This window comes from Sphingomonas sp. 22176, from assembly GCF_052045505.1.
GTDB lineage: Bacteria > Pseudomonadota > Alphaproteobacteria > Sphingomonadales > Sphingomonadaceae > Sphingomonas.
Genome location: NZ_JBQEPL010000008.1, coordinates 24,024 through 44,271, shown reverse-complemented (window position 1 = coordinate 44,271; position 20,248 = coordinate 24,024). Strand labels below are relative to the sequence as shown.

Annotated in this window: 15 protein-coding genes and 1 pseudogene; 5 read left to right on the top strand and 11 right to left on the bottom strand. The window is 67.3% G+C overall.

Annotation, left to right across the window (positions count from 1 at the left end; all coding sequences use genetic code 11):
• Window positions 1–23 precede the first annotated feature (23 nt).
• Window positions 24–884 carry an MlaA family lipoprotein gene (locus ACTJKY_RS18955; protein WP_440847652.1) on the top strand — a complete coding sequence of 287 codons (861 nt, stop codon included), beginning with the start codon at window positions 24–26 and terminating at the stop codon, window positions 882–884.
• Here ACTJKY_RS18955 and ACTJKY_RS18950 read toward each other — a convergent pair.
• Window positions 874–2,658, bottom strand: a complete 1,785-nt coding sequence (locus ACTJKY_RS18950; protein ID WP_440847651.1) for a thiamine pyrophosphate-requiring protein — start codon at window positions 2,656–2,658, stop codon at window positions 874–876. The two genes, ACTJKY_RS18955 and ACTJKY_RS18950, sit on opposite strands and share 11 nt — an antisense overlap.
• Window positions 2,659–2,839: 181 nt before the next feature.
• On the opposite strand from ACTJKY_RS18950, the gene ACTJKY_RS18945 reads away from it, so the two are divergent.
• From ACTJKY_RS18945 to ACTJKY_RS18935, 3 genes are read left to right on the top strand one after another with little or no spacing between them, the layout of a single operon-like run.
• Window positions 2,840–5,953 carry a response regulator gene (locus ACTJKY_RS18945; protein WP_440847650.1) on the top strand — a complete coding sequence of 1,038 codons (3,114 nt, stop codon included), beginning with the start codon at window positions 2,840–2,842 and terminating at the stop codon, window positions 5,951–5,953.
• Entirely contained in the window at window positions 5,938–6,810 is an 873-nt protein-coding gene (locus ACTJKY_RS18940; protein ID WP_440847649.1) for a CheR family methyltransferase, read from the top strand. Before ACTJKY_RS18945 ends, ACTJKY_RS18940 begins: the two co-directional genes overlap by 16 nt.
• Complete coding sequence (locus ACTJKY_RS18935; protein WP_440847648.1) at window positions 6,803–8,620, top strand: response regulator; 1,818 nt, start codon at window positions 6,803–6,805, stop codon at window positions 8,618–8,620. The genes ACTJKY_RS18940 and ACTJKY_RS18935 overlap by 8 nt, the downstream gene beginning before the upstream one ends.
• Here the strand turns inward: ACTJKY_RS18935 and ACTJKY_RS18930 are convergent.
• The 3 genes from ACTJKY_RS18930 to ACTJKY_RS18920 all read right to left on the bottom strand — a co-directional run bounded on the left by ACTJKY_RS18930 (window position 8,617) and on the right by ACTJKY_RS18920 (window position 12,893).
• Window positions 8,617–9,603 (bottom strand): LacI family DNA-binding transcriptional regulator, encoded by a 987-nt coding sequence (locus tag ACTJKY_RS18930; RefSeq protein ID WP_440847748.1) that lies wholly within the window; start codon window positions 9,601–9,603, stop codon window positions 8,617–8,619. The two genes, ACTJKY_RS18935 and ACTJKY_RS18930, sit on opposite strands and share 4 nt — an antisense overlap.
• A 59-nt stretch (window positions 9,604–9,662) precedes the next feature.
• Window positions 9,663–11,726 carry a phosphocholine-specific phospholipase C gene (locus tag ACTJKY_RS18925; protein WP_440847647.1) on the bottom strand — a complete coding sequence of 688 codons (2,064 nt, stop codon included), beginning with the start codon at window positions 11,724–11,726 and terminating at the stop codon, window positions 9,663–9,665.
• 78 nt (window positions 11,727–11,804) lie between these two features.
• Entirely contained in the window at window positions 11,805–12,893 is a 1,089-nt protein-coding gene (locus ACTJKY_RS18920) for a PLP-dependent cysteine synthase family protein (RefSeq protein ID WP_440847646.1), read from the bottom strand.
• A 138-nt stretch (window positions 12,894–13,031) separates the two neighbouring features.
• On the opposite strand from ACTJKY_RS18920, the gene ACTJKY_RS18915 reads away from it, so the two are divergent.
• Window positions 13,032–13,220 (top strand): hypothetical protein, encoded by a 189-nt coding sequence (locus ACTJKY_RS18915; RefSeq protein ID WP_440847645.1) that lies wholly within the window; start codon window positions 13,032–13,034, stop codon window positions 13,218–13,220.
• A gap of 1 nt (window position 13,221) precedes the next feature.
• On the opposite strand, the gene ACTJKY_RS18910 is transcribed toward ACTJKY_RS18915, so the two are convergent.
• The 7 genes and pseudogenes from ACTJKY_RS18910 to ACTJKY_RS18880 all read right to left on the bottom strand — a co-directional run bounded on the left by ACTJKY_RS18910 (window position 13,222) and on the right by ACTJKY_RS18880 (window position 20,246).
• Entirely contained in the window at window positions 13,222–13,953 is a 732-nt protein-coding gene (locus tag ACTJKY_RS18910) for a Crp/Fnr family transcriptional regulator (protein ID WP_440847644.1), read from the bottom strand.
• A gap of 58 nt (window positions 13,954–14,011) precedes the next feature.
• The gene (locus tag ACTJKY_RS18905; protein WP_440847643.1) at window positions 14,012–14,677 is read right to left on the bottom strand and encodes a hypothetical protein; all 666 of its coding nucleotides are present in this window, start codon (window positions 14,675–14,677) and stop codon (window positions 14,012–14,014) included.
• A 163-nt stretch (window positions 14,678–14,840) separates the two neighbouring features.
• Window positions 14,841–15,857, bottom strand: a complete 1,017-nt coding sequence (locus ACTJKY_RS18900) for a UDP-glucuronic acid decarboxylase family protein (RefSeq protein WP_440847747.1) — start codon at window positions 15,855–15,857, stop codon at window positions 14,841–14,843.
• 72 nt (window positions 15,858–15,929) lie between these two features.
• Window positions 15,930–16,940, bottom strand: a pseudogene (locus ACTJKY_RS18895) (CgeB family protein); the annotation flags it as partial.
• A complete protein-coding gene (locus ACTJKY_RS18890) occupies window positions 16,937–18,025 on the bottom strand; it encodes a CgeB family protein (RefSeq protein WP_440847642.1) in 1,089 nt (362 codons plus the stop codon). The gene ACTJKY_RS18890 and the pseudogene ACTJKY_RS18895, both read right to left, overlap by 4 nt.
• A complete protein-coding gene (locus ACTJKY_RS18885) occupies window positions 18,022–19,134 on the bottom strand; it encodes a CgeB family protein (RefSeq protein WP_440847641.1) in 1,113 nt (370 codons plus the stop codon). The genes ACTJKY_RS18890 and ACTJKY_RS18885 overlap by 4 nt, the downstream gene beginning before the upstream one ends.
• A complete protein-coding gene (locus ACTJKY_RS18880; protein ID WP_440847640.1) occupies window positions 19,131–20,246 on the bottom strand; it encodes a glycosyltransferase family 4 protein in 1,116 nt (371 codons plus the stop codon). The genes ACTJKY_RS18885 and ACTJKY_RS18880 overlap by 4 nt, the downstream gene beginning before the upstream one ends.
• Window positions 20,247–20,248 lie beyond the last annotated feature (2 nt).

Sequence of the window (20,248 nt, the reverse complement as noted above, 5' to 3'; positions counted from 1 at the left end):
GCCGTAGCGGGAGCGATGTTCCGGTGATCGTCGCGACGTTGCTTGTACCGCCCGCGGCGCCCGCCATTGCTGCGGCAGTCTTCGTGCTGCAGGAGCGGCAGGCGGGTACGGCCGCCCGGCCCGTGGTGACGCAGGGGGCAGGAGCCGAAACCCAGAGTGCGGAGCGCGGGGAGGAGCCGGAAATCGTCGTCTCCGCCCGCGCGCACAAGACGCCGGTGGACCCGTTCGAGAAGGTCAACGCGATCTCCTTTTCGCTGACCAGCCATATCGACGATGCCGTCACGGCACCTGCGGCCCGCACCTATGTGCACGTGGTGCCCAAGCCAATCCGATCAGGCCTCCGCAACTTCTTCCGGAATTTGCGCGAGCCAGTGGTGTTCGCCAATTTCCTGCTCCAGCTGAAGCCGGGCAGGGCCTTCGAGACCGCCGGCCGCTTTGCGATCAACACGACGCTGGGGGTAGGCGGGGTGATCGACATGGCCCAGCGCTGCCCGTTCAACCTGCCGCTGCGGATCAACGGCTTTTCCGACACGCTCGGATATTACGGCGTCAAGCCGGGCCCCTTCCTGTTCGTGCCGGTCGCCGGCCCGACGACGGTTCGCGACATGGTGGGCGGCTTTGTCGACTTCTTCGCCTCGCCCGCCATGATCGGCGGGCCGTTTCGGGCGCGTCCCTATGTCCTCGGATCGGCTGCGGTTCGCATCCTCGACCGGCGCGACCGGAAGGAAGAGATGCTGGTCAAGGTTCGCCAGTCCGACGATCCCTATGCAGCGCGGCGGGATCTGTTTCTCGAGCACCAGCGGGAGCGGGTAGAAACGCTGCACGGCGAGGGCCCGTCCACGCCCCCGCCGCATCGCTGCCGACGCGCACGCGTCAGCCAGTAATTTCCTTGGCGATCTGCCGCACGGTTTCCTTGATCACCCCGCCGCGCCCGGCATCGCCCTTGAGCATCGAGGACATGAAGCCCTTGGCCTGGGCAAAGGTGAGGTGGGGCGGGAAGGGCGCGACATCGGGATCGGTCTTGACCTCCAGCACCACCGGGCGATCCGCGCGCAGTGCCGCGTCCCAGGCATCGCCCAGCGCCTCGGGCGTGTCGACATGGATGCCCTGCAGTCCGATCAGCTCGGCGAAGCGGGCATAGGGGACGTCCGGGATGTCCTGCGTGGTCGGGAAGCGCGGATTGCCCTCCATCACCCGCTGCTCCCAGGTGACTTCGTTCAGGTCCTGGTTGTTGAACACGCAGACGATGAAGCGCGGATCGGCCCAGCGCTGCCAATATTTAGCGACGGTGATCAGCTCGGCCATGTTGTTCATCTGCATCGCGCCGTCGCCGACCAGCGCCACCACCGGCCGATCGGGATGCGCGAATTTGGCGCCGATCGCATAGGGCACCGCCGCGCCCATCGAGGCGAGCCCGCCCGACAACGAGGCACGCTGTCCCGCCTTCACCCGATAGTCGCGCGCATACCAGTTGGCGCAGGAGCCGGAGTCCGAAGTGACGATAGCGTTTGCGGGGAGGCGCGGCGACATTTCCCACACCACGCGCTGCGGATTGACCGGGTTCGCCTCGGCCATGGCGCGCTCCTCGATCGTCTTCCACCATTTGGTGACCTCATGGACGATGCCCTCCTGCCAGCTACGATCCTCCTTGCGCTTGAGGAGCGGGAGCAGTGCCTTCAGCGTCTCCAGGGCGCCGCCGTGCAGGTTGCATTCCACCGGGTAGCGCAGGCCGAGCATCGCCGGGTCGATGTCGATCTGCACCGCGCGGGCTTGGCCTTCCTTGGGGAGGAATTCGGCCCAGGGGAAGCCGGTGCCGATCATCAGCAGCGTATCGCAGCCCGCCATCATGTCCGAGGAAGGCTTGGTGCCGAGCAGCCCGATCGCGCCGGTGACGAAGGGCAGGTCGTCGGCGAGGACATCCTTGCCGAGCAATGCCTTGGCCACGCCCGCACCGAGCCGCTCGGCGATTTCGATCACCTGCGCCTCGGCGCCGCGGGCACCCGCGCCGATCAGGATGGCGACCTTCTGCCCGGAATCGAGGATCTCTGCGGCTTGTGCGAGCGCGCTGGCGGGCGGAACCACCTGCGGACGGACATAACCGGGGCCCGAGCGAGTGAAGCCGTGCTGGAGCGGCGGATCCTGGTAGGGCTCGTCTTGCACATCCTTGGGCAGCACGATCGCGGTCACGTCGCGGTTGGCGATGGCGATGCGGATCGCGCGATCGGTGACGTGGCGCAGCTGCGCGGGTGCTGATACTTCCTGCACATAGCCGCAAACGTCCGAGAAGAGCCGGTCCAGATTGAGTTCCTGCTGGTAGTTGGCGCCGCGCACGGTGGTCTCGGCCTGGCCGGCGATGGCGAGCAGCGGGACATGGTCGAGCTTGGCATCGTACATGCCGGTGATCAGGTGCGTCGCGCCGGGCCCGCCGGTGGAAAGGCACACGCCCATCTCGCCGGTGAACTTGGCGTGCGCGGACGCCATGAACGCGGCCATTTCTTCATGGCGGACCTGGATGAACTCGATGCCTTCCCCCTTTGCCTCGGCGCGTTGCAGCGCCCCGAGCACGCCGTTGATGCCGTCGCCCGAATAGCCGTAGATCCGCGTGACGCCCCAGGCCTTGAGCCGCTCCACGAAAAAGTCGCTCGTCTGCTTCGCCATCTGCCGTCTCCTGAAGTTTTCGGGGTAACCGATGGGGAGGGCGATGGTTCAGCCATTCCCCTCCCGCAAGCGGAAGGGGTGCGCGTGTGGCAATGTCGCGCACCAACCGCAGGAGGTCGGGGTTGCGAGGACGGGCCAAAGGCGGGTACCCCTTGGTTCTCCTATCCCTTTGAGATTTCATATGTCGCCCAGCCAGCGCAGCCGAAAGCCCTCGCTTCCCCTCTATGCCGGCCTTGCCGCCCTGCTGGTGCTGCCGTTCGGTGCCGACACGGTGCTGCCGCTCGGCACCGCGACCTGGGCGGGGTATCTGCTCCCGACGGTGATCGCCTATACGGCCGGGCGGCCGGTGGTGCCGCTGGTGATCGCAGCGCTGGCAACCCTGCTCAACTTTGCGGGCTTCACGCTGGCCCCGCCGGGTGTCGATCCGCAGGTCGTGCTGGTCAACCGCATCCTCGGCACCGCGATCATCTGGATCCTGGCGGGCATCGGCTTCGCCTTCATCCGCAACCGGCTGGCGATCCGGCGCGAGGAATGGCTGCAATCGGGACAGGTGGGCCTTGCCAAAGCCGTGGCCGGCGAGCTGCCCCTCGACGAACTCGCCACCGCGGCGCTGCGCTTCCTCGCCGACTATAGCGGCGCGCAGGCGGGCGCGATCTTCGTGCGCGATCCCAGCGGCGCGGGTTTTCGCCGCCGCGGCACTTATGCCGTGCCGGGTGATGCGCCGCTGCCCGAATGGGTGAAGCCGGGCGAGGGGCTGCTCGGCCAGGCGATCGCCGATCGCCGCCAGTTCGTGCTGGAGCAGGTACCGGATGGTTATCTCTATTTCGGCTCGGGCCTCGGCCAGGCGCAGCCGCGCACCCTGGTGATTGGTGTCACCGAGGCCGATGGCGAGATCAACGGCGTGCTCGAGCTGGGCTTTCCCGGTGCGGTGGATCCGCAGGTGCAGGCGCTCTTGGCGCGGATCAGCGGCCAGCTGGGCGTCTCGATCCGTTCCGGCAAATATCGCGCACGGCTGCGCGAGCTGCTAGAACACACGCAGAAGCAGGCGGAGGAGCTGCAGGTCCAAAGCGAGGAACTGCGCGTCAACAATGACGAGCTGGAGGCGCAGAGCCGCGAACTGCAGGACACTGCCGCTCGGCTGGAGGCGCAGCAGTCCGCGCTGGAGCAAAGCAATGCCGAGCTGGAGGCGCAGACCCGGGCGCTAGAGCTGCAGCGCGACGAGCTGGCTCGCGCGCAGGGCTCGCTGGAGCAGCAGGCCGCCGATCTGGAACAGGCGAGCCGCTACAAGTCCGAATTCCTCGCGAACATGAGCCATGAGCTGCGCACGCCGCTCAATTCGCTGCTGATCATGGCGCGGCTGCTGGCGGAGAACCGCGCGGGCAATCTCAGCCCCGATCAGGTCCGCCATGCCGAGACGATCGAAACCTCGGGCAACGACCTGCTCACGCTGATCAACGACATTCTCGACATTTCGAAGATTGAGGCGGGCAAGCTGGAGCTGCAGCCGCGTCGCGTGCGCATCGCGCCGGTACTCGACAAGCTCAAGGCGGTGTTCGGTGCCTCGGCGACTGCTAAGGGGCTGGATTTCCGCATCGAGCAGGCGGCGGGTGCGCCGGGCGAGATCGAGACCGATCCGCAGCGGCTTGAGCAGGTGCTCAAGAACTTCCTGTCAAACGCGATCAAGTTTACCGCGAAGGGCGAAGTATCGCTCGGCGTGGCGCGGCGCCCGGACGGGCGGATCGCCTTCACGGTTCGCGACACCGGTGTCGGCATCCCGTCCGAGCAGCAGCAGGTGATCTTCGAGGCGTTCCGTCAGGCCGATGGTACCGTCAGCCGAAAGTACGGTGGCACCGGCCTCGGCTTGTCGATCTCGCGCGAGCTGGCGCGGCTGCTCGGCGGCGAAGTCGCAGTGGAAAGCATGCCTGGCGAGGGAAGCGCCTTCACGCTGATCCTGCCCGACGCCTATGATCCCGCGTTGGTCCAGACGCCGGCCCCGCTGCCGAGCCCCAGCCCCGCGCCGGTAAAGCCGCAGCCCTCCAACCCCAAGCCCGGCCGCCGCCGCAGCGCCGAGCCGTGCGAGGACGATCGCGAGAAGCTGTCGGGCGACTCTCGCGTGATCCTGATCGTCGAGGACGATCCCGTCTTCGCGCGCATCCTGTGCGACATCGCGCATGACCTCGGTTTCCAGTGCCTGATCGCGGGCACCGCGGACGAGGGCGCGCTGCTCGCGCGGCAATATGTGCCGAACGCGGTGATCCTCGACATGAACCTGCCGGACCATACCGGCCTCTCGGTGCTCGACCGGATCAAGCGCGACGTGCGCACCCGGCACATCCCCGTGCACGTCGTCTCGGTGGACGACGACAGCCAGGCAGCGCTGTCGAGCGGCGCGGTCGGTTATCTGTTCAAGCCGGTGCGGCGCGAGCAGCTGGTCGACATGCTGGAAGGCCTCGAGGCCAGGATGTCGCAACGGATGCGCCGCGTGCTGGTGGTGGAGGACGACGCCCAGCAGGCGGAGAGCGTCAAGGCGCTGCTCGCCTCGCGCGAGGTGGAGACGGTGCAGGCCCATAGCGCCGCGCAGACCTTCGAGCGGCTCGGCCAGGAGACGTTCGACTGCATGGTGCTCGACCTCAACCTGCCGGACGCCTCGGGCCTTGACCTGCTCGACCGGCTGAGCGAGGACGACAGCGTCGGCTTCCCGCCGGTGATCGTCTATACCGGCCGCGACCTCAGCCAGGACGAGGAGCTGCGGCTCCGCAAATATTCCAAGTCGATCATCGTCAAGGGTGCCAAGTCGCCCGAGCGCCTGCTCGACGAGGTGACGCTGTTCCTCCACCAGGTCGTCTCCGAGCTGCCCGAGCCGCAGCAGGCACTGATCGCCAAGGCGCTGGGCCGCGACGCGGCGCTGGAAGGTCGCTCGATCCTGGTGGTCGAGGACGACATTCGGAACGTTTATGCCCTGACGAGCATTTTCGAGCCCCATGGGGTCAAGGTTCGTATCGCTCGCAACGGCCGCGAGGCGCTGCACGCGCTCGACGAATCCGCGCGACATCTCACCGATCCGCTCGATCTCGTGCTGATGGACGTAATGATGCCCGAGATGGACGGCCTCACCGCCACCCGCGAGATCCGCAAGCAGCCCTGGGGCAGGACGCTGCCGATCCTGATGCTCACCGCCAAGGCGATGGCGCGCGACCAGCAGGAATGCCTGGACGCGGGCGCCAACGACTATCTCGCCAAGCCGCTCGACATCGACAAGCTGCTCAGCCTGGTGCGGGTGTGGATGCCGCGGTGATCGACGACCTTGTTCCGCCGCACGCGGAGATCGAGCTGGACCTGCTGCTCGAGGCGATTTGGCGGCACTATCAGTATGATTTTCGCGGCTACTCCCGCAGCTCGCTGCACAAGCGGATGGAGCGGGCGTGCCAGCGCTTCGGCTGCGAGGGCTTCTCGCAGCTCCAGCACCGCCTGCTGCGCGAGCCGGCGGTATTCGCCGAGCTGATGGGCTTCCTCACCATCCAGGTGAGCGAGATGTTCCGCGATCCAGCCTATTTCCGGTCGCTGCGCGAGAAGGTTGTGCCGCATCTGCGCACCTGGCCCTCGCTCAAGATATGGATTGCTGGCTGTGCCAATGGCGAGGAATTCTACTCGCTCGCCATCCTCTTTCGGGAGGAGGGGCTAGAGGACCGGACGATCTTCTACTGTACCGACATTAGCCCGGCGGTGCTGGCCAAGGCCGAGGCGGGGGTTTTCGATCTGGGCCGGATTCCGCAATTTACCGAGAATCACCGGCTATCCGGCGGACATAGTTCGCTTTCCGATTACTATACGGCGGCCTATGGTGGCGCGGTGTTCGACAAGAGCCTCCGTGCCCGCGCTGTCTTCGCGGAACATAGCCTCGCCACCGACCAGGTGTTTGCCGAGGCGCATCTCGTGTCGAGCCGCAACGTGCTGATCCATTTCGATCGTGACCTCCAGGATCGCGCGTTGGGATTGTTCGGAGATTCGCTGGTACGCGGGGGATTCCTGGGCCTCGGCGCGCGGGAGACGCTGCGCTTCTCGCGCCATGCCGACGCCTTTGCCGATTTCGACGCGGGCGAGCGCCTCTACCGGCGCAACAATGTCGGGCTGCGGACGATGGCCGATGCGTGATCCGGTGAAGGTCCTCGCCGTCGACGACGTGCCCGAAAACCTGATCGCGCTGGAGGCTCTGCTCGCGCAGGAGGGGCTGGAACTGCTCACCGCCGCCTCGGGCATGGAGGCGCTGGAGCTGCTGCTGGTGCACGACGTCGCGCTGGCGCTGCTCGACGTGCAGATGCCGGGGATGGATGGGTTCGAGCTTGCTGAGCTGATGCGCGGCACCGAGCGTACCCGCCGCGTGCCGATCATCTTCCTCACCGCGGTCGCCACCGACGAGCGTCGGCGCTTCCGCGGCTATGAAACCGGGGCGGTCGATTATCTGCTCAAGCCGGTCGATCCCCAGATCGTGCGTAACAAGGTCGAGATCTTCGTCGAGTTGGCGCGGCAGCGGCAGGAAATCTCGCGCCAGCGCGACCGCCATGCCGCGGCCCTCGCCCGGCTGAAGGCGCATCGCGACAATTCCCCGCTCGCGATCGTCGAGTTCGATGCCGAGCAGCGGATCATCGCCTGGTCGGCCGGGGCCGAGCGGATGTTCGGCTGGCGCGCGGTGGAAGTCTCAGGCCTGCGCCCTTCGGAGCTCGAATGGCTCGATAACGAGCATGCTGCCAGGTTCGACACGATGATCGGCGGCATGATCGCCGGGGAGCATATTCGCGACATGCGGCCGCTGCGCATGCGTACGGCAGTGGGCATGACGCTCGATTGCGAAGTCTATGGTTCGGCACTGCTGGGTGCGGACGGATCCCTGCTCTCGGTCAACACCCAGATCCTTGACGTCACCGATCGGGTGCGTGCCGAGGAGACCCAGCGGCTGCTGATCGGCGAGCTCAACCACCGGGTAAAGAACACGCTCGCATCGGTGCAGGCGATCGCCACCCAGACGCTGCGCCATTCCTCGGGCCCGTCGGACTTCGCACCGACCTTCATCGGCCGCATCCATGCGCTGGCGCGCGCGCATTCGCTGCTCAGCAGCACGACCTGGCAAGGTGCGAGCCTGCAGGAGCTGGTCGAAGGCCAGCTCCAGACCGGCACGATCGATCCGGAACGGTTTGATACCGGTGGACCGTTGGTCGAGCTGGCGCCCGAGCCGGCGCTGCACCTGGCGCTCGTCCTCCACGAACTGGCGACCAATGCGCACAAATATGGCGCGCTGTCGGTGCCCGAGGGGCGGGTGGGGCTGCACTGGGGCGTGCGGGGCGGCATGCTCGAGCTCGATTGGGAGGAGAGCGGCGGCCCGGCCGCGGCACCGCCGACCCGGCGCGGCTTCGGCACCGCGCTGATCGAGCGCAGCCTGAAGGCGGAGGGCGGCAGCGCCGTGCCCAGCTATGGCGAGGACGGCGTCGGCTGGAAGCTGTCGATCCCCTATGCCAGCGCGGTGCGATTGCGTGAGGAGCCGCGCGCCGCGCGCAGGGCGATCCCTGCGTTGCCGGCGGGCGGCGGCGCGGCGCTGGTCGGCAAGCGAGTGCTGATCGTCGAGGACGAGCCGCTGGTCGCGCTCGAACTCGCGACGATCCTCGGCGACGCGGGCATGGTGGTGGCGGGCGTCGTTGCCACAGCGGCCGACGCGATGGCGGCGATCGCCGACACACCGGTCGATGCCGTGCTGTTGGACGGCAATCTCCAGGGCGCGCTGGTCGACGACGTGGCGGCGCTGCTGGTCGCGCGCGACATCCCTTTCCTGTTCGTCAGCGGCTATGGCCGCGATCACCTGCCGATCGGGCTGGACGCGGTGACCGTGGTCGAGAAGCCGTTCGATGCCCGTACGATCGCCGCGGCGCTCCACCAGCTGCTAGTGTGCGCCGCCGTGCGCGACCCGGCCTAGGCCGAATCGCGGACGATCAGTTCGGGCAGCATCGCAACCGAGCCGACATTCTGCCCGGCGATCCGCGCCAGCAGCAGCTCGACCAGCAGATTGGCACCGTAGACCACGTCCTGGCGGATCGTGGTGAGCGCCGGGGTGGTGTAGCCGGCGAGCAGGATGTCGTCATAGCCGATCACTGCCACGTCCTCCGGCACCCGCAGCCCGCGCTCGGAAAGCGCGCGCATCGCGCTCATCGCGATCACGTCGGAGGCGGCGAGGATGCCGTCCGGGGCGGGATTGGCGGCGAGATAGGCGGTCATCTCGCGATAGGCGTCTTCCATGGTCAGATGGATCGGTACCACCGTATCGGTGACGCCCTTCGCCTCGGCGATGGCGCTGTGGAAGCCCTTGTAGCGATCGGAGAACTCCGGGGCCTCGGGATTGCCGAGAAACGCCAGCCGCTTGCACCCGCGCGCGAGCAGGTGACGGGCGGCCAGCTCGCCACCGGTGACATTGTCGGTGCCGACGGTGATCTGGTCCGAGCCCAGTCGCGCGGCGCCCCACACCACCATGCGCTGGTAGCTGCCCGCGATCCGCTCGATCGCCTCCAGCTGGTCCGACTGGCCGATCAGGATGATGCCGTCGACCCGGCCGGAGGCGATGATGTCGTCCAGCCAGCGCGGGCCCTGCGGCACCACGCGCGACAGGAACAGATCATAGCCGCGCTTGGTCAGCGCATCGGCCAGTCCGCCCAGCAGGCCCATGAAGAAGGGGTCGGATAGCGCCTGGTCCACCTCATGCCCCAGCGGTACGACCACACCGATTACACCGGTACGCTGCTTGCGCAGCGCACTGGCGGTCTGGTTGAGGCGGAAGCCATGTTCCTGCGCGAGCGCGACGATACGCTCGCGCGTACCTCGGGCGACGCGGGGATGATTGGAAAGCGCCCTGGATGCAGTCGAAACCGACACCCCGGCGATCTTTGCCAGCTCGACCAAGCCCACTGACTTCAATTGTCCCGCCCCCCAACGCGTTATTCTGTCAGCGCTGACAGTATCGCGTCCTAATCGGTTTGTGAAACCTTAACATTGGTAAATGGTGGTTCGGACCAACCATCGCTGCCATTTTCGATCCTTCCGGCGAGCCGACGGCGGTAACCGGGGTCATCCGGATCGGTCAGCACAAGATCGTACCAGCCACCGGTAACCGTTAGCGCTACCTTCGATTCGCCGGCACCGACGGCGCGAAGCTGCGAATGGCGGGGCCAATCCGACACGAGCCCTTGCGGAGCATCAATCAGCAGCGATGGGGTGAGCCCGCCGCGCTGCTGCCAGCGCACCGCACCTGCATGAGCAGCGCCCCGGCCGGCGAAATGGCGGTGAAAGCCGTTGGGACCGAGCAGCCAGAGGTCATATCGTCCGTCCGAATCGAGCGGCCATTCGGCCTCGATCGTGCCGCCCTGCTTGAGCGTATAGCGTCGCGGCACCGCGTCGAGCTTGAGCCGATCATAGACATGCACCACCGCAGGCACACCGGTGCATTCGAAGCGCAGCACGATCTGGTTAGAATCGAGGGCGGCTTCGCGCACCTCGAGCGCATAGGGCAGGGCGCGGGCGCGCCGGATGCCCGGCTCCTGCGCCGGTGCTTGGCCCGCGGCCACCGGTGCGCTCGGCTCCGGCTGGCTGGGCAGCGCGGCGGCGCGGGTGGCGAGATCGCGCGGATCGGGCAGCACCGGCCCTATCTTGCGGTTGGGGCTGCGGAAGTCGAAGGCGCTGGTCAGGTCGCCGCACACCGCACGTCTCCAGGCGGAGATATTGGGCTCCTGCACCCCGAACCGCGCCTCCAGGAAGCGGATTACCGAGGTGTGATCAAAGACTTGCGAGTTCACCCAGCCGCCGCGGCTCCATGGCGAGACGACATAGCAGGGGACGCGGGGGCCCAGACCATAGGGACGGCCGATCAGCTCTGGCCGCTCCGCCTTGTCGTCGGCGACGCTGGGGATCTGGTGATAGTCGTTCGATGTGTCGACCTGCGAGGCGCCGAGAAAGCCGCCGGCAACCGCCAGGTCGCGCGAAGGCGGCCCCGGTGGGGGGACGTGATCGAAAAAGCCGTCATTCTCGTCGAAATTGACGATCAGCACGGTGCGCGCCCACACCTCGGGATTGGCGGTCAGCGCGTCGATCACCGCGGCGGTATAGGCCGCGCCTTGGGCGGGGCTGGACGGAGCAGGGTGCTCGCTGCTCTTGGAATCGGCGATGATCCACGAGACCTGGGGCAGCTTGTTCGCGAGCACGTCGGCGCGGAGCTGGTCGAGCCCATGGGTGGTCAGCGCGCGGTCATACAGCGGCGAGCCGGGCTGCGCCTCGCGATAGGCGGCGAAGCCGACCAGGGGGTTGTCGGTGAAATTGTCCGCCATGTCCTGGTAGATGCGCCAGTCGATTTCGGCCGCCTGGAGCCGCTCGGGATAGGTGGTCCAGCGATAGGAATCGGGGTAGCCCCCCTTGGTCGCCAGCTCGTCGTGCGAATTGCCGATCGAAGGGCCGCCCATCATCCCGCTGGGATCGTTGGTGCCGGTCCACAGGAACAGGCGGTTGGTGTTGGTGCCGGTATGGACCGCACAGTGATAGGCGTCGCAGATGGTGAAACTCTCGGCGAGCGCGAACTGGAACGCCAGGTCCTCACGGGTGAAATAGCCCATTGCGCGCTCGGTCTTGGCGGCGGCCCAGCGCTGCATCCGGCCCTGATCCCAAGCAGCTTGTGCATCGGGCCAGCTGTGCGGGGTGCCCGCCACCCGCATCAGCTCGAAATGCTCCTTGGTGGAGAGATGGAACGGCGCGACCAGCCTGCCGTCGGTGGCTTCCTGCGCGAACACGCTGCGGCCGTTCGGCAAGGGTATGGTGAGCGGATCGCCGAAGCCGCGCACGCCTCTCAGCGTGCCGAAATAATGGTCGAAGCTGCGGTTCTCCTGCATCAGGATCACGACATGCGCGACATCGGCAATGGTGCCGCTGCGGACGTCCGCCGGGATCGCCGCCGCTCGCGCGATCGAGGCGGGCAGCGCCGATGCTACCGCCGCCTGCGCCCCCGCTGTCAGGAACCGTCGCCGTGTCGTGCCCCCGTCCGTCATCGCGCGCCCCACTCCCATGTCGCCAGGAAAATACCTGCGGGCGGGTGCAGCAGCCGGATGACGAATTGATGACCGTTTTCAGACAGGGGGCAGGAAAAGATCGTCAAGTGCCCGATCGTGCGTGTCGGTCTCATAGCCATGCGCTGCCCGCCAGCCCGCATCGAAACAGGTCGAACCATAGCGGCGGCCGTCGTCGCACAGCAAGGTGACGATCGAACCGGTCTGGCCGGCGGCGCGCATCTCGCGGATCAGCGTCGCGCAGGCCCAGATATTGGTGCCGGTCGAGACGCCGCAGGGGCGCCCGAGCACGCGGCTGATCCGCAGCGCGGCCGCCAGGCTCGCCGCATCGGGCACGGTGATCATCCGGTCGATCACGTCGGGCAGGAAGGAGGGCTCTAGCTGGAGTCGGCCGATGCCCTCCACGCAGGAGGGCGCGCCGTCCACGGTGGTGACACGGCGATCCAGATAATGGCGGTGGAACACCGAAGCCTCGGGATCGGCGACGCACAGCCGCGTCTCCAGCCGGCGATAGCGCAGATAGCGGCCGATCGTCGCGGAGGTGCCGCCGGTCCCGGCACCGCAGACGATGTGGGTGGGGATCGGATGCGCTTCCTGCGCCATCTGCTCGAAGATCGACTGGGCGATATTGTTGTTGCCGCGCCAATCGGTCGCGCGCTCGGCATAGGTGAACTGGTCCATGAAATGGCCGCCCAGTTCGGTGGCGAGCCGCTGCGCCTCGCTGCGGACCGAGCGCGGATCGGCGACTTCATGGCAACGGCCGCCATGGAATTCGATCGCCTCGATCTTCTCCGGCGAGGTGCCACGCGGCAGCACCGCGACAAAGGGCAGGCCGATCATCTTGGCGAAATAGGCTTCCGAGACCGCGGTCGAGCCGCTGGATGCTTCGACGATCGTCGTCTTGGGGCCGATCCAGCCGTTGCACAGCGCGTAGAGGAACAGCGAGCGGCCCAGCCGGTGCTTGAGGCTGCCGGTCGGGTGGCTCGATTCGTCCTTGAGGTACAGCGTGACGCCCGGTGCGCCCGGCAACTCGACGCGGACCAGATGGGTGTCGGCGGAGCGGTTGAACTCGGCGTCGATCGTACGGACGGCGTCGTCCACCCAGGCGCGGTCGCAGCGGGTGGGGCGGGGCAGGGCAGCGTCGGTCATGGCGCGCGCCTTTAGACGCTCGACCGCGCATACGTCGACTCCGGAAGCGCCCTTTGTCTTGCGTTGTCCTGATCTACGCGAACGCTGCCGGGTGCCCGATGGGTGTAGTGTTGGCATCCGAGCAACGGAGTGTCGCCCATGCCAAGTTCCGAGGACCGCAGCTATTTCCAGCGCCGCGCACGTGCCGAGCTGGCAATCGCCTCTACCTGCGAGGACAATGCCGCCGCGCTCGCGCATTTTCGATTGGCCGACGAATATGAGCGGCGCGCCCGCGCCATGGCCGCGCGGATGCCCGTCGCTGCAGCAGCTTCTTCCCGCGGATCCTGACCTAGCCTGCCAGCGCCTTGCGAAAGGCGGGAAACGCACTGTCCGGCATCGGGCGGCCACGTAGCGCGGAGGTCATGCTCTGGCGCAGGCGCACGATGCCACCCCGCCATTCGAGAATCCCGTCGCGGCGCATCGCCTGCAGCGTGCGGTTCACATGGACACTGGTGAGGCCGAGCGCATCGGCCAGCATCTCCTGGGTGAGCGGCATCGGGAAGCTCTCGGGTCCCGCGCGCCCGGCGAGCAGCAGGCGCTCGTGGATTTCGGCGAGCCAATCCTGGATGCGTTCATAGGCGCTCATCCGGCCCAGTCGGGCGATCTGGCGGAGGAGGTAGATCTCGTCCAGCGCGGCGCTGGCTGCATAGGCTTCGCGCAGCCCTTCGTCTTCGGCGGCCGGAGCGGGGCACAGGACGGCGTCGCACAAGGCCGTGATCGTGCTGGGCGCTACCGGCTGAAAGGTGCGGGCGTCCTGGACGACGTCGCCGGGCAGAAGGAAGCTGAGGATCTGACGGCGACCGTCGCTGAACAACTGCACGCGCCCCAGCCAGCCGTCGAGAAGGAGGAGGGGCCCCGGCGTGCGCTGCCCCGCCAGGATCAGGTCGCGGGTGCAGCGGATACGCTGGGGAAACTCCGCCGTCTGCCGGAGGGCACGACGCTCGGCATCGCTGAGCGATGCAAGCGCGCCTAGTCGGTTGGACGCAGATGCGTCCGCCGCCTGGGGTGGAGCTGTCAGCATAATCCCGCGCCAACGCGCCGGGCACGAGCAAAGTTCAGAATAAACAGGTTAACACGGATCAATATACCAAGGTTTGTCCTGGTATCGTGAACCTGCAGTCTACCCCGCCCGGAAGTAAGCGGAAACTCGGTAGCGCGTCGCAACAGGAAGCGAGATTGTTCTCGATCAGTTTTCGTCCAAAACCAGAGCGTGGCCGCTCTGCCGGGGCCAGGACCGCGACCCCATGTTCTTCCCACGCTACCGCTACGCCCAGCGCATTGTGCTTCCACGCGATCTGCAGGGCTTGGTGCGGCGTTGCCCCGCTGAGCGCGCCGAACTTGATGGCGTTGGTGGTGAGCTCGTGGAAGACGAGCGTCAGCAGCCGCGCAGCTGCCGGGCGAAGCAGCACGCCGGGCCCCGTGATCGAAATACCCCGAGCTTCGCCGAACTGAAAGGCGCGCAGCGCGTCGCGCACCAGCAGTTCTAGGTCGACGGCATCGTTCGTGGCACCGATCGCGGCCGCCTGCCGCAAGGCTTCGTTGCGGCCGGCCTGGTGCGCGCTAGCATCGACGGCGAAAGCCTGGGAACAGGGGAGATCGGCATGGTGTCCGTCGACGAGCGCGTGCAGCGCCACCAGGATTGCGGACGGCGTGCAGACCGGGTCAAAGGCACTTGCTAATCCGCCGCTGACCCCGAGCTGAACGCCTGTATCGGTAACTGCAGGGCGTGTGTTGGGCTGCGTCACCCGAGACCGTTCCTCTCGCCAGCGGGATGGGTTGCGCCGGTGCCGCATCCCGAGGGCATGCGGCAGGGCGAGACGCGGCATTGTTGGGTACGCCGCTTGCTAGCGAAAGGAACTACGGCCTTAAGGGCAGGGCAGATGCACGCTGGACATGGAAGCCGCTGATTTATTCGGCAGCAACTTCGAGTGCTGTCGTTTGTGGCAGCTGGACGTCCATCGCCTGCGCGAACCAGGCGCAGGTGCGCTCCAGCCCCTCGGATAGCGCGACCTGCGGCTCCCAGCCGAGCAGCGCAGAAGCGCGCGCAATGTCGGGCTTACGACGCCTTGGGTCGTCGGTGGGAAGCGGATGATACTCAATAGCAGCGGTGCTACCTGTGAACGTCGAAACGCTCTCTGCCAGCTCCTCTACGGTGATTTCGTGGGGATTCCCGAGGTTTATTGGCTCCATGCCAGTGATATCGCTATTCATTAGCAGAATAAGGCCCCGCACCAGGTCCGAGACATAGCAGAAGCTGCGGGTCTGGCTGCCGTCGCCATAGAGCGTCAGCGGCTTGCCGGAGAGCGCCTGGACGATCAGGTTCGAGACGACGCGGCCGTCGTCGAAATGCATGTGCGGGCCATAGGTGTTGAAGATCCGCGCGACGCGGACCTCGGCGCGTCCGCTGCGGCAGAAATCATAGGTCAGCGCTTCGGCGGCGCGCTTGCCCTCGTCATAGCAGGCGCGCGGGCCGGTGCAGCTTACCCATCCGCGATACTCCTCGCGCTGCGGATGCATCTCGGGATCGCCATAGACCTCCGAGGTAGACGTCAGCAGGAACCGTGCGCCAGCCGCCGAGGTGAGCCGCAGCAGTCGGTCGGTGCCAACCACATTGGTTAGCATGGTATGTTCCGGATCGACCTGGTACTGTGGCGGAGATGCCGCGCAGGCAAGGTTGTAGATCTGCTTGAAGCGATGCGCACGTGCCAGGATGGTTTCCGGCAGTTCGTCGACGATGTCGCCGCGGACGAACTCGAAGCCCGGGCGCCCCTCCAGCCCGTGCAGGTTGGAGAGGTTCGAGGTCTGGAGATTGTCGAGGCACACCACCTGCTCGCCGCGGTCGAGCAACTCGGCGCAAAGATGCGAGCCGATGAAGCCGGCGCCCCCGGCGACCAGGATCAGGTTCTTCTCGTCGTTGTGCTGCATCGGGGCATTCCTCTCCCGGCGCGTGCCGTGCGGCCGCGCTCTGGCTTCGTTGAGATGGGTTTCGAGTTCCGCGGCGCGGTGCGCTGCGTCATGACCTTCGAACAGGCGCCGCCGCGCGGCCGTGCCGATCGCGTCGGCCTCGCGGTGGAGCGCCGTAACGGCGTCTTCGGTCGTATCGGCGAGCAGGATTTCGTCGCCGGGGACGAACAGGCTCTCGATGCCTTCCCACCGATCCGACAGGATCGGGGTGCCGCACGCCGCCGCCTCGAACAGCCGCACCGAGGGCGACCAGCCCGCCGCGATCATGTCGGCGCGGGTGACGTTCAGCGTCATCCGCGAAGCGGAATAGAAGCCGGGATGCTCCGCCGGGGGCAGATGCTCGATCCGCTCGACATTTTCGGGCCAGTCGATGCTGTCCGGATATTGCGGGCCGGCGACGGCGAAGCGCTTGTCCGGGCAGCGGCGCGCGGGTTCGAGCAGCAGTTTCTCCAGCGTCGGCTGGCGATCGGGGCTATAGGTGCCGAGATAGGTAAGGTCCCAGCGCTTTGGCACGTCCAGCGGGCGATAAGAGTCGGTATCCACCGAGCAATAGAGCGCGCGGGCGGCGGGGCTGCCGAGTTCACGCTCGATCCGGTTCAGCGTCGGGCCGCCGGTGAAGCTTAGATAGACGTTATAGCCGGGGATCAGCGTGGGCGTGAGATACTCGAACTCGCCGCGCGCCAGCTTGGCGAGGGTGACCGGCGTATCGATGTCGTAAAAGGCGGTAACGCCCTTCGCCGTGCCCTGGACGAACGCGCCTACTTCTACCCCGTCCGGCACATAGGAGCCGACGATCACCGCGTCGGCCTCGGCGATCGCGTCGCGCCAAGCGTCGAGATCGGCGAGCGTGCGGTAATATTCGAGGCGGCAGAAGTCCGGATCGACCAGGTCGCGGTGCGCGCCGGCGTACCAGGGAACCTCGCGTTCGAGGAACAGCACGTCATGCCCCCGTGCGGAGAATGCGCGCAGCAAGGCACGGAAGGTAGTGGCGTGGCCATTGCCCCAGGAGGAGCCGAGGCTGAGGCCGAGAACGATCAGCTTCATGCGGCTTTCCTTTCGCGCGGCTTATGGGACTTCAGGATCGCGTCGACTTGCGCGCCGCGCAGGTCGTAGCTGTGCTCGGCCAGCACGCGGGCCTTGGCGGCGACGCCGATCGCGCGGGCGCGTTCGGGGGTGAGGGTGGCGAGATGCTCGGCCACGTCTTGCCCGTCGCGCGCGACGAGGACTTCGGAATCGGGCTTGAGGAACAGCTCGATACCTTCCCAGGCGTCGGTGATCAGGCAGGCGGCGGCACCGGCGGCCTCGAACACGCGGGTGGCAGGGGAGAAGCCGATCGCCGCCATCGAATCGCGCGCGACATTGAGCACCGCTTGTGGCGTGCAATTGAAGGCGTTGTGGTCCGCGGTGCCGACATGGCCGATCGCGCGGACGTTGCCCGGCAGCCCCTTGTCGTGCCAGCCATTGCCGCCAAGGAGGAAGCGGCGATCCGGCGCGAGCGAGGCGGCGCGAAGGAAGAATTCCTCGATCCGCGCCTCGCGATCGGGGAGCCGGTTGGCGAGCAGCGCGAGATCGGCGGTGAAACGCGGGTCCGCGGGGGCGGGGTGGTGCGTCTCGGGATCGAGCGCGTTGTAGACCGGGATGCATTCGCGAGCGCCCATCGCGGTATAGGCGTCGATCACCGGTGGGCCGCCGCCATAGGTGAGCACCAGGTCGATCTCCGGCAGCATGGCGCGCACCGGATGGGCAGGGTCACCGCGCATCTCGTCGAGCGTCGCGGCGGCATCCACGTCCCAGAAGATGCGGACGGCATCCGGACGCGGCGCGGTGCGCAGTGCCTCGATCAGCTCGCGGTCAAACACGCCGACGCCGCTGGCCTTCACCACCACATCGGCATCGCGCGCCTCGGCCAACACGCTGCGCAGGCCTTCGTTGGTGGCGGGATAGACCACTACCTTCGCCCAGGACGGCGGATCGATGTCGCGGTGCTGCTGGCGGTCAAAGGCGTCGGGTTCGTAGAAGGTGATGTCATAGCCGCGCGCGGCCAGCGCCTTTAGGATGCCGCGATAATAGGTCGCGGCGCCGTTCCAGTAGGAAGAGAGCAGGCTGGATCCGTAGAATGCGATCTTCATGCGGCGTCCTTGGCAAAATGGGGGCGGGCGAGGCCGGCGACGATGGCGAGCAGTTCGTTGACGCGGTGCGCGCAGCTGTGGCGGCTGCGGACCGTCTCCAGGCCGTGGGCGACCAGGGAGGCGCGGAGATCCGGGTCGTCGCGCAGCGCCTTGAGGTGGCGGGTCATTTCGACGCCGTCGCGGGCGACCAGATAGTCGGTGCCGGGGCGGAACAGATGCTCGGCGTCGTCCCAGGGCGCGGAGACCAGCGGGATGCCGCACGCCAGCGCCTCGAACACGCGGATCGTCGGGATGCCGGGCAGGATCGTCGCATAATAGCGCCGCGGCACATGGACAGTGGCGAGGTGCCGGGCGAAGATCTCGGGCGCGCGGGCGTTGGGGGCCCAGCCATGATAGCGCGCGCCGTGCCGGGCGAGCATTGCCTTGGCCTCATCCGGATAGCGGACGCCGTAGATGTCGAGCGGCAGGCCGGCCTCGGCGGCGGGCTGGAACAGGAAGCGCTCCAGCTCCTCGGTCCGTTCGCCATCGCCCCAGTTGCCGATCCAGACCAGCCCCTCGCGCTCGCCGTCCTGCGCGGGCGGCTGGAAGCGGCGCAGATCGGCGGCTTCGTGCCACGTCCAGACGCGGTTGCCCCAGCCCCAGCCGCGATAGACTTCGGCAAGCGTCTCCCCGAAGGCGAGTACGCCGTCATAATCGTTGAGGTCATAGGCCTGCATCGCCGCGGGCTCGCTGACCGCGCGGTGATGGGTGTCGTGGAACAGCAGGGTAAACTTGCCGCCCATCGCGCGGACATGGCCGATGCGGGAAACCAGCTTGGGATCATTCCACTCGTGGACGATCACCAGATCGGCGTCCCCGATCATCTCTGCCGGCGTGCACATCGGCGTATAAGTATGGGAGTTCAGTTCGGGATAGGCCTCGCGATAGGGCGCCAGGCCGGCCTGGCCATGATCCGCGAGCAGGTTGGTGAGGCTCCAGGCGTCCTCCGGCTCCCAAACCTTCACGTCATGGCCGCGGGCGATCAGCTCGCTCAGCACGCCGCGCAGGAAATGGGCGTTGCCATGGTTCCAGCACGAGGCGAGCGAATGGGTGAAATAGACGATCTTCATGCCGCGACCTTTCCGGCGGGCGCGCGCTCGGCAACGAGCTGGCGGTAGAGGGGGAGCATGGCATCGGCCATGCGGGCAGGCGTGTAGCGGCGGGCGCGCTCGGCAGCGGCGTCACCCAGACAGTGCCGCAGCGCGAGGTCGCCGATCAGCTGCTCGATCGCGGCATGATAGGCGGCGGCGTCGCGGGGCGGGACGAACAGGGCGGCGCCTTCCCAAAGCTCGCGGAACACCGGGATATCGGCGAGCACCAGCGCGCATCCGGCGGCCGCTGCCTCCAGCACGGCAAGGCCGAACGGCTCGAAACAGGCGGCGGAGACGAAGATTGGGCGGGCGGCGAGGTGCTTGGCGAGCGCCGCGCTGTCCAGCTGGCCGAGCAGGTGCAGGTTCTCCAGCCGCACGGTCTCGCCATGCGGGCCCGTAGCGGCGCCCGCGGCGTGGAACGGCACGGAGAGTTGGGCCGCCACAGCGTCGAGCAGTTCGGCGCCCTTCACCGAATCCCACAGCCGCCCGACGGTCAGCACACAGTCCTGCGCGGGTTCGTGCCGGGGCGTCACCAGCGGCGCGCGGCCGTTGTGCACCACGGTCGGGAGGACGGGCAGGTTGTAAAAGTCCCGCACGACCTCGGCATAGCCGGCGGAGGGGGCGACCACCTGATCGGCCGTGCGCAGTCCCTGCTCGGTCAGCGCCCGGTGCCAGACGAAGCCGGGGTCGAGCGCCATCCCGGGGCGACCATGCTGCCACCAGGTCGAGACGCAGCCATGCGTCACTGCCAGCACCGGCACGCCCGGCTCTGCGGACGCTGCAAGCGTGGGCATGTTGAGCTGCACGAGATCGACGCCGTGCAGTCGCGCCAGACGGCCGATCTCTGCGCCCGCTGCGAGTACGGGGGCGGGGCCGTCGCTCAGCCAATCCAGCGGAAGGCCGGTTTCGAGGAAGGTGACGCCCGCTATGGCCTGCGCTTCGGCGCGTTGCGTATCGCTGGGCGCAGGCCCGAGCTGGACCAGCACCGTCTCGACGCCGTGATCGGCCAGTGCGCCAGCAAGGTCGATGCTGTACTGCCACACGCCGCCGACCGTGTCGGTGGTGAGCAGCAGTCGCAGCGGCGCACCCATGG

Excerpts from the sequence above, each read along its gene's own strand:
- ACTJKY_RS18910 (WP_440847644.1), bottom strand. The coding sequence starts at position 13,953 with ATGCTGACAGCTCCACCCCAGGCGGCGGACGCATCTGCGTCCAACCGA.
- ACTJKY_RS18880 (WP_440847640.1), bottom strand. The coding sequence starts at position 20,246 with ATGGGTGCGCCGCTGCGACTGCTGCTCACCACCGACACGGTCGGCGGC.
- ACTJKY_RS18890 (WP_440847642.1), bottom strand. The coding sequence starts at position 18,025 with ATGAAGATCGCATTCTACGGATCCAGCCTGCTCTCTTCCTACTGGAAC.
- ACTJKY_RS18935 (WP_440847648.1), top strand. The coding sequence starts at position 6,803 with ATGCGTGATCCGGTGAAGGTCCTCGCCGTCGACGACGTGCCCGAAAAC.
- ACTJKY_RS18920 (WP_440847646.1), bottom strand. The coding sequence starts at position 12,893 with ATGACCGACGCTGCCCTGCCCCGCCCCACCCGCTGCGACCGCGCCTGG.
- ACTJKY_RS18945 (WP_440847650.1), top strand. The coding sequence starts at position 2,840 with ATGTCGCCCAGCCAGCGCAGCCGAAAGCCCTCGCTTCCCCTCTATGCC.
- ACTJKY_RS18885 (WP_440847641.1), bottom strand. The coding sequence starts at position 19,134 with ATGAAGATCGTCTATTTCACCCATTCGCTCGCCTCGTGCTGGAACCAT.
- ACTJKY_RS18915 (WP_440847645.1), top strand. The coding sequence starts at position 13,032 with ATGCCAAGTTCCGAGGACCGCAGCTATTTCCAGCGCCGCGCACGTGCC.
- ACTJKY_RS18900 (WP_440847747.1), bottom strand. The coding sequence starts at position 15,857 with ATGCAGCACAACGACGAGAAGAACCTGATCCTGGTCGCCGGGGGCGCC.
- ACTJKY_RS18950 (WP_440847651.1), bottom strand. The coding sequence starts at position 2,658 with ATGGCGAAGCAGACGAGCGACTTTTTCGTGGAGCGGCTCAAGGCCTGG.
- ACTJKY_RS18925 (WP_440847647.1), bottom strand. The coding sequence starts at position 11,726 with ATGACGGACGGGGGCACGACACGGCGACGGTTCCTGACAGCGGGGGCG.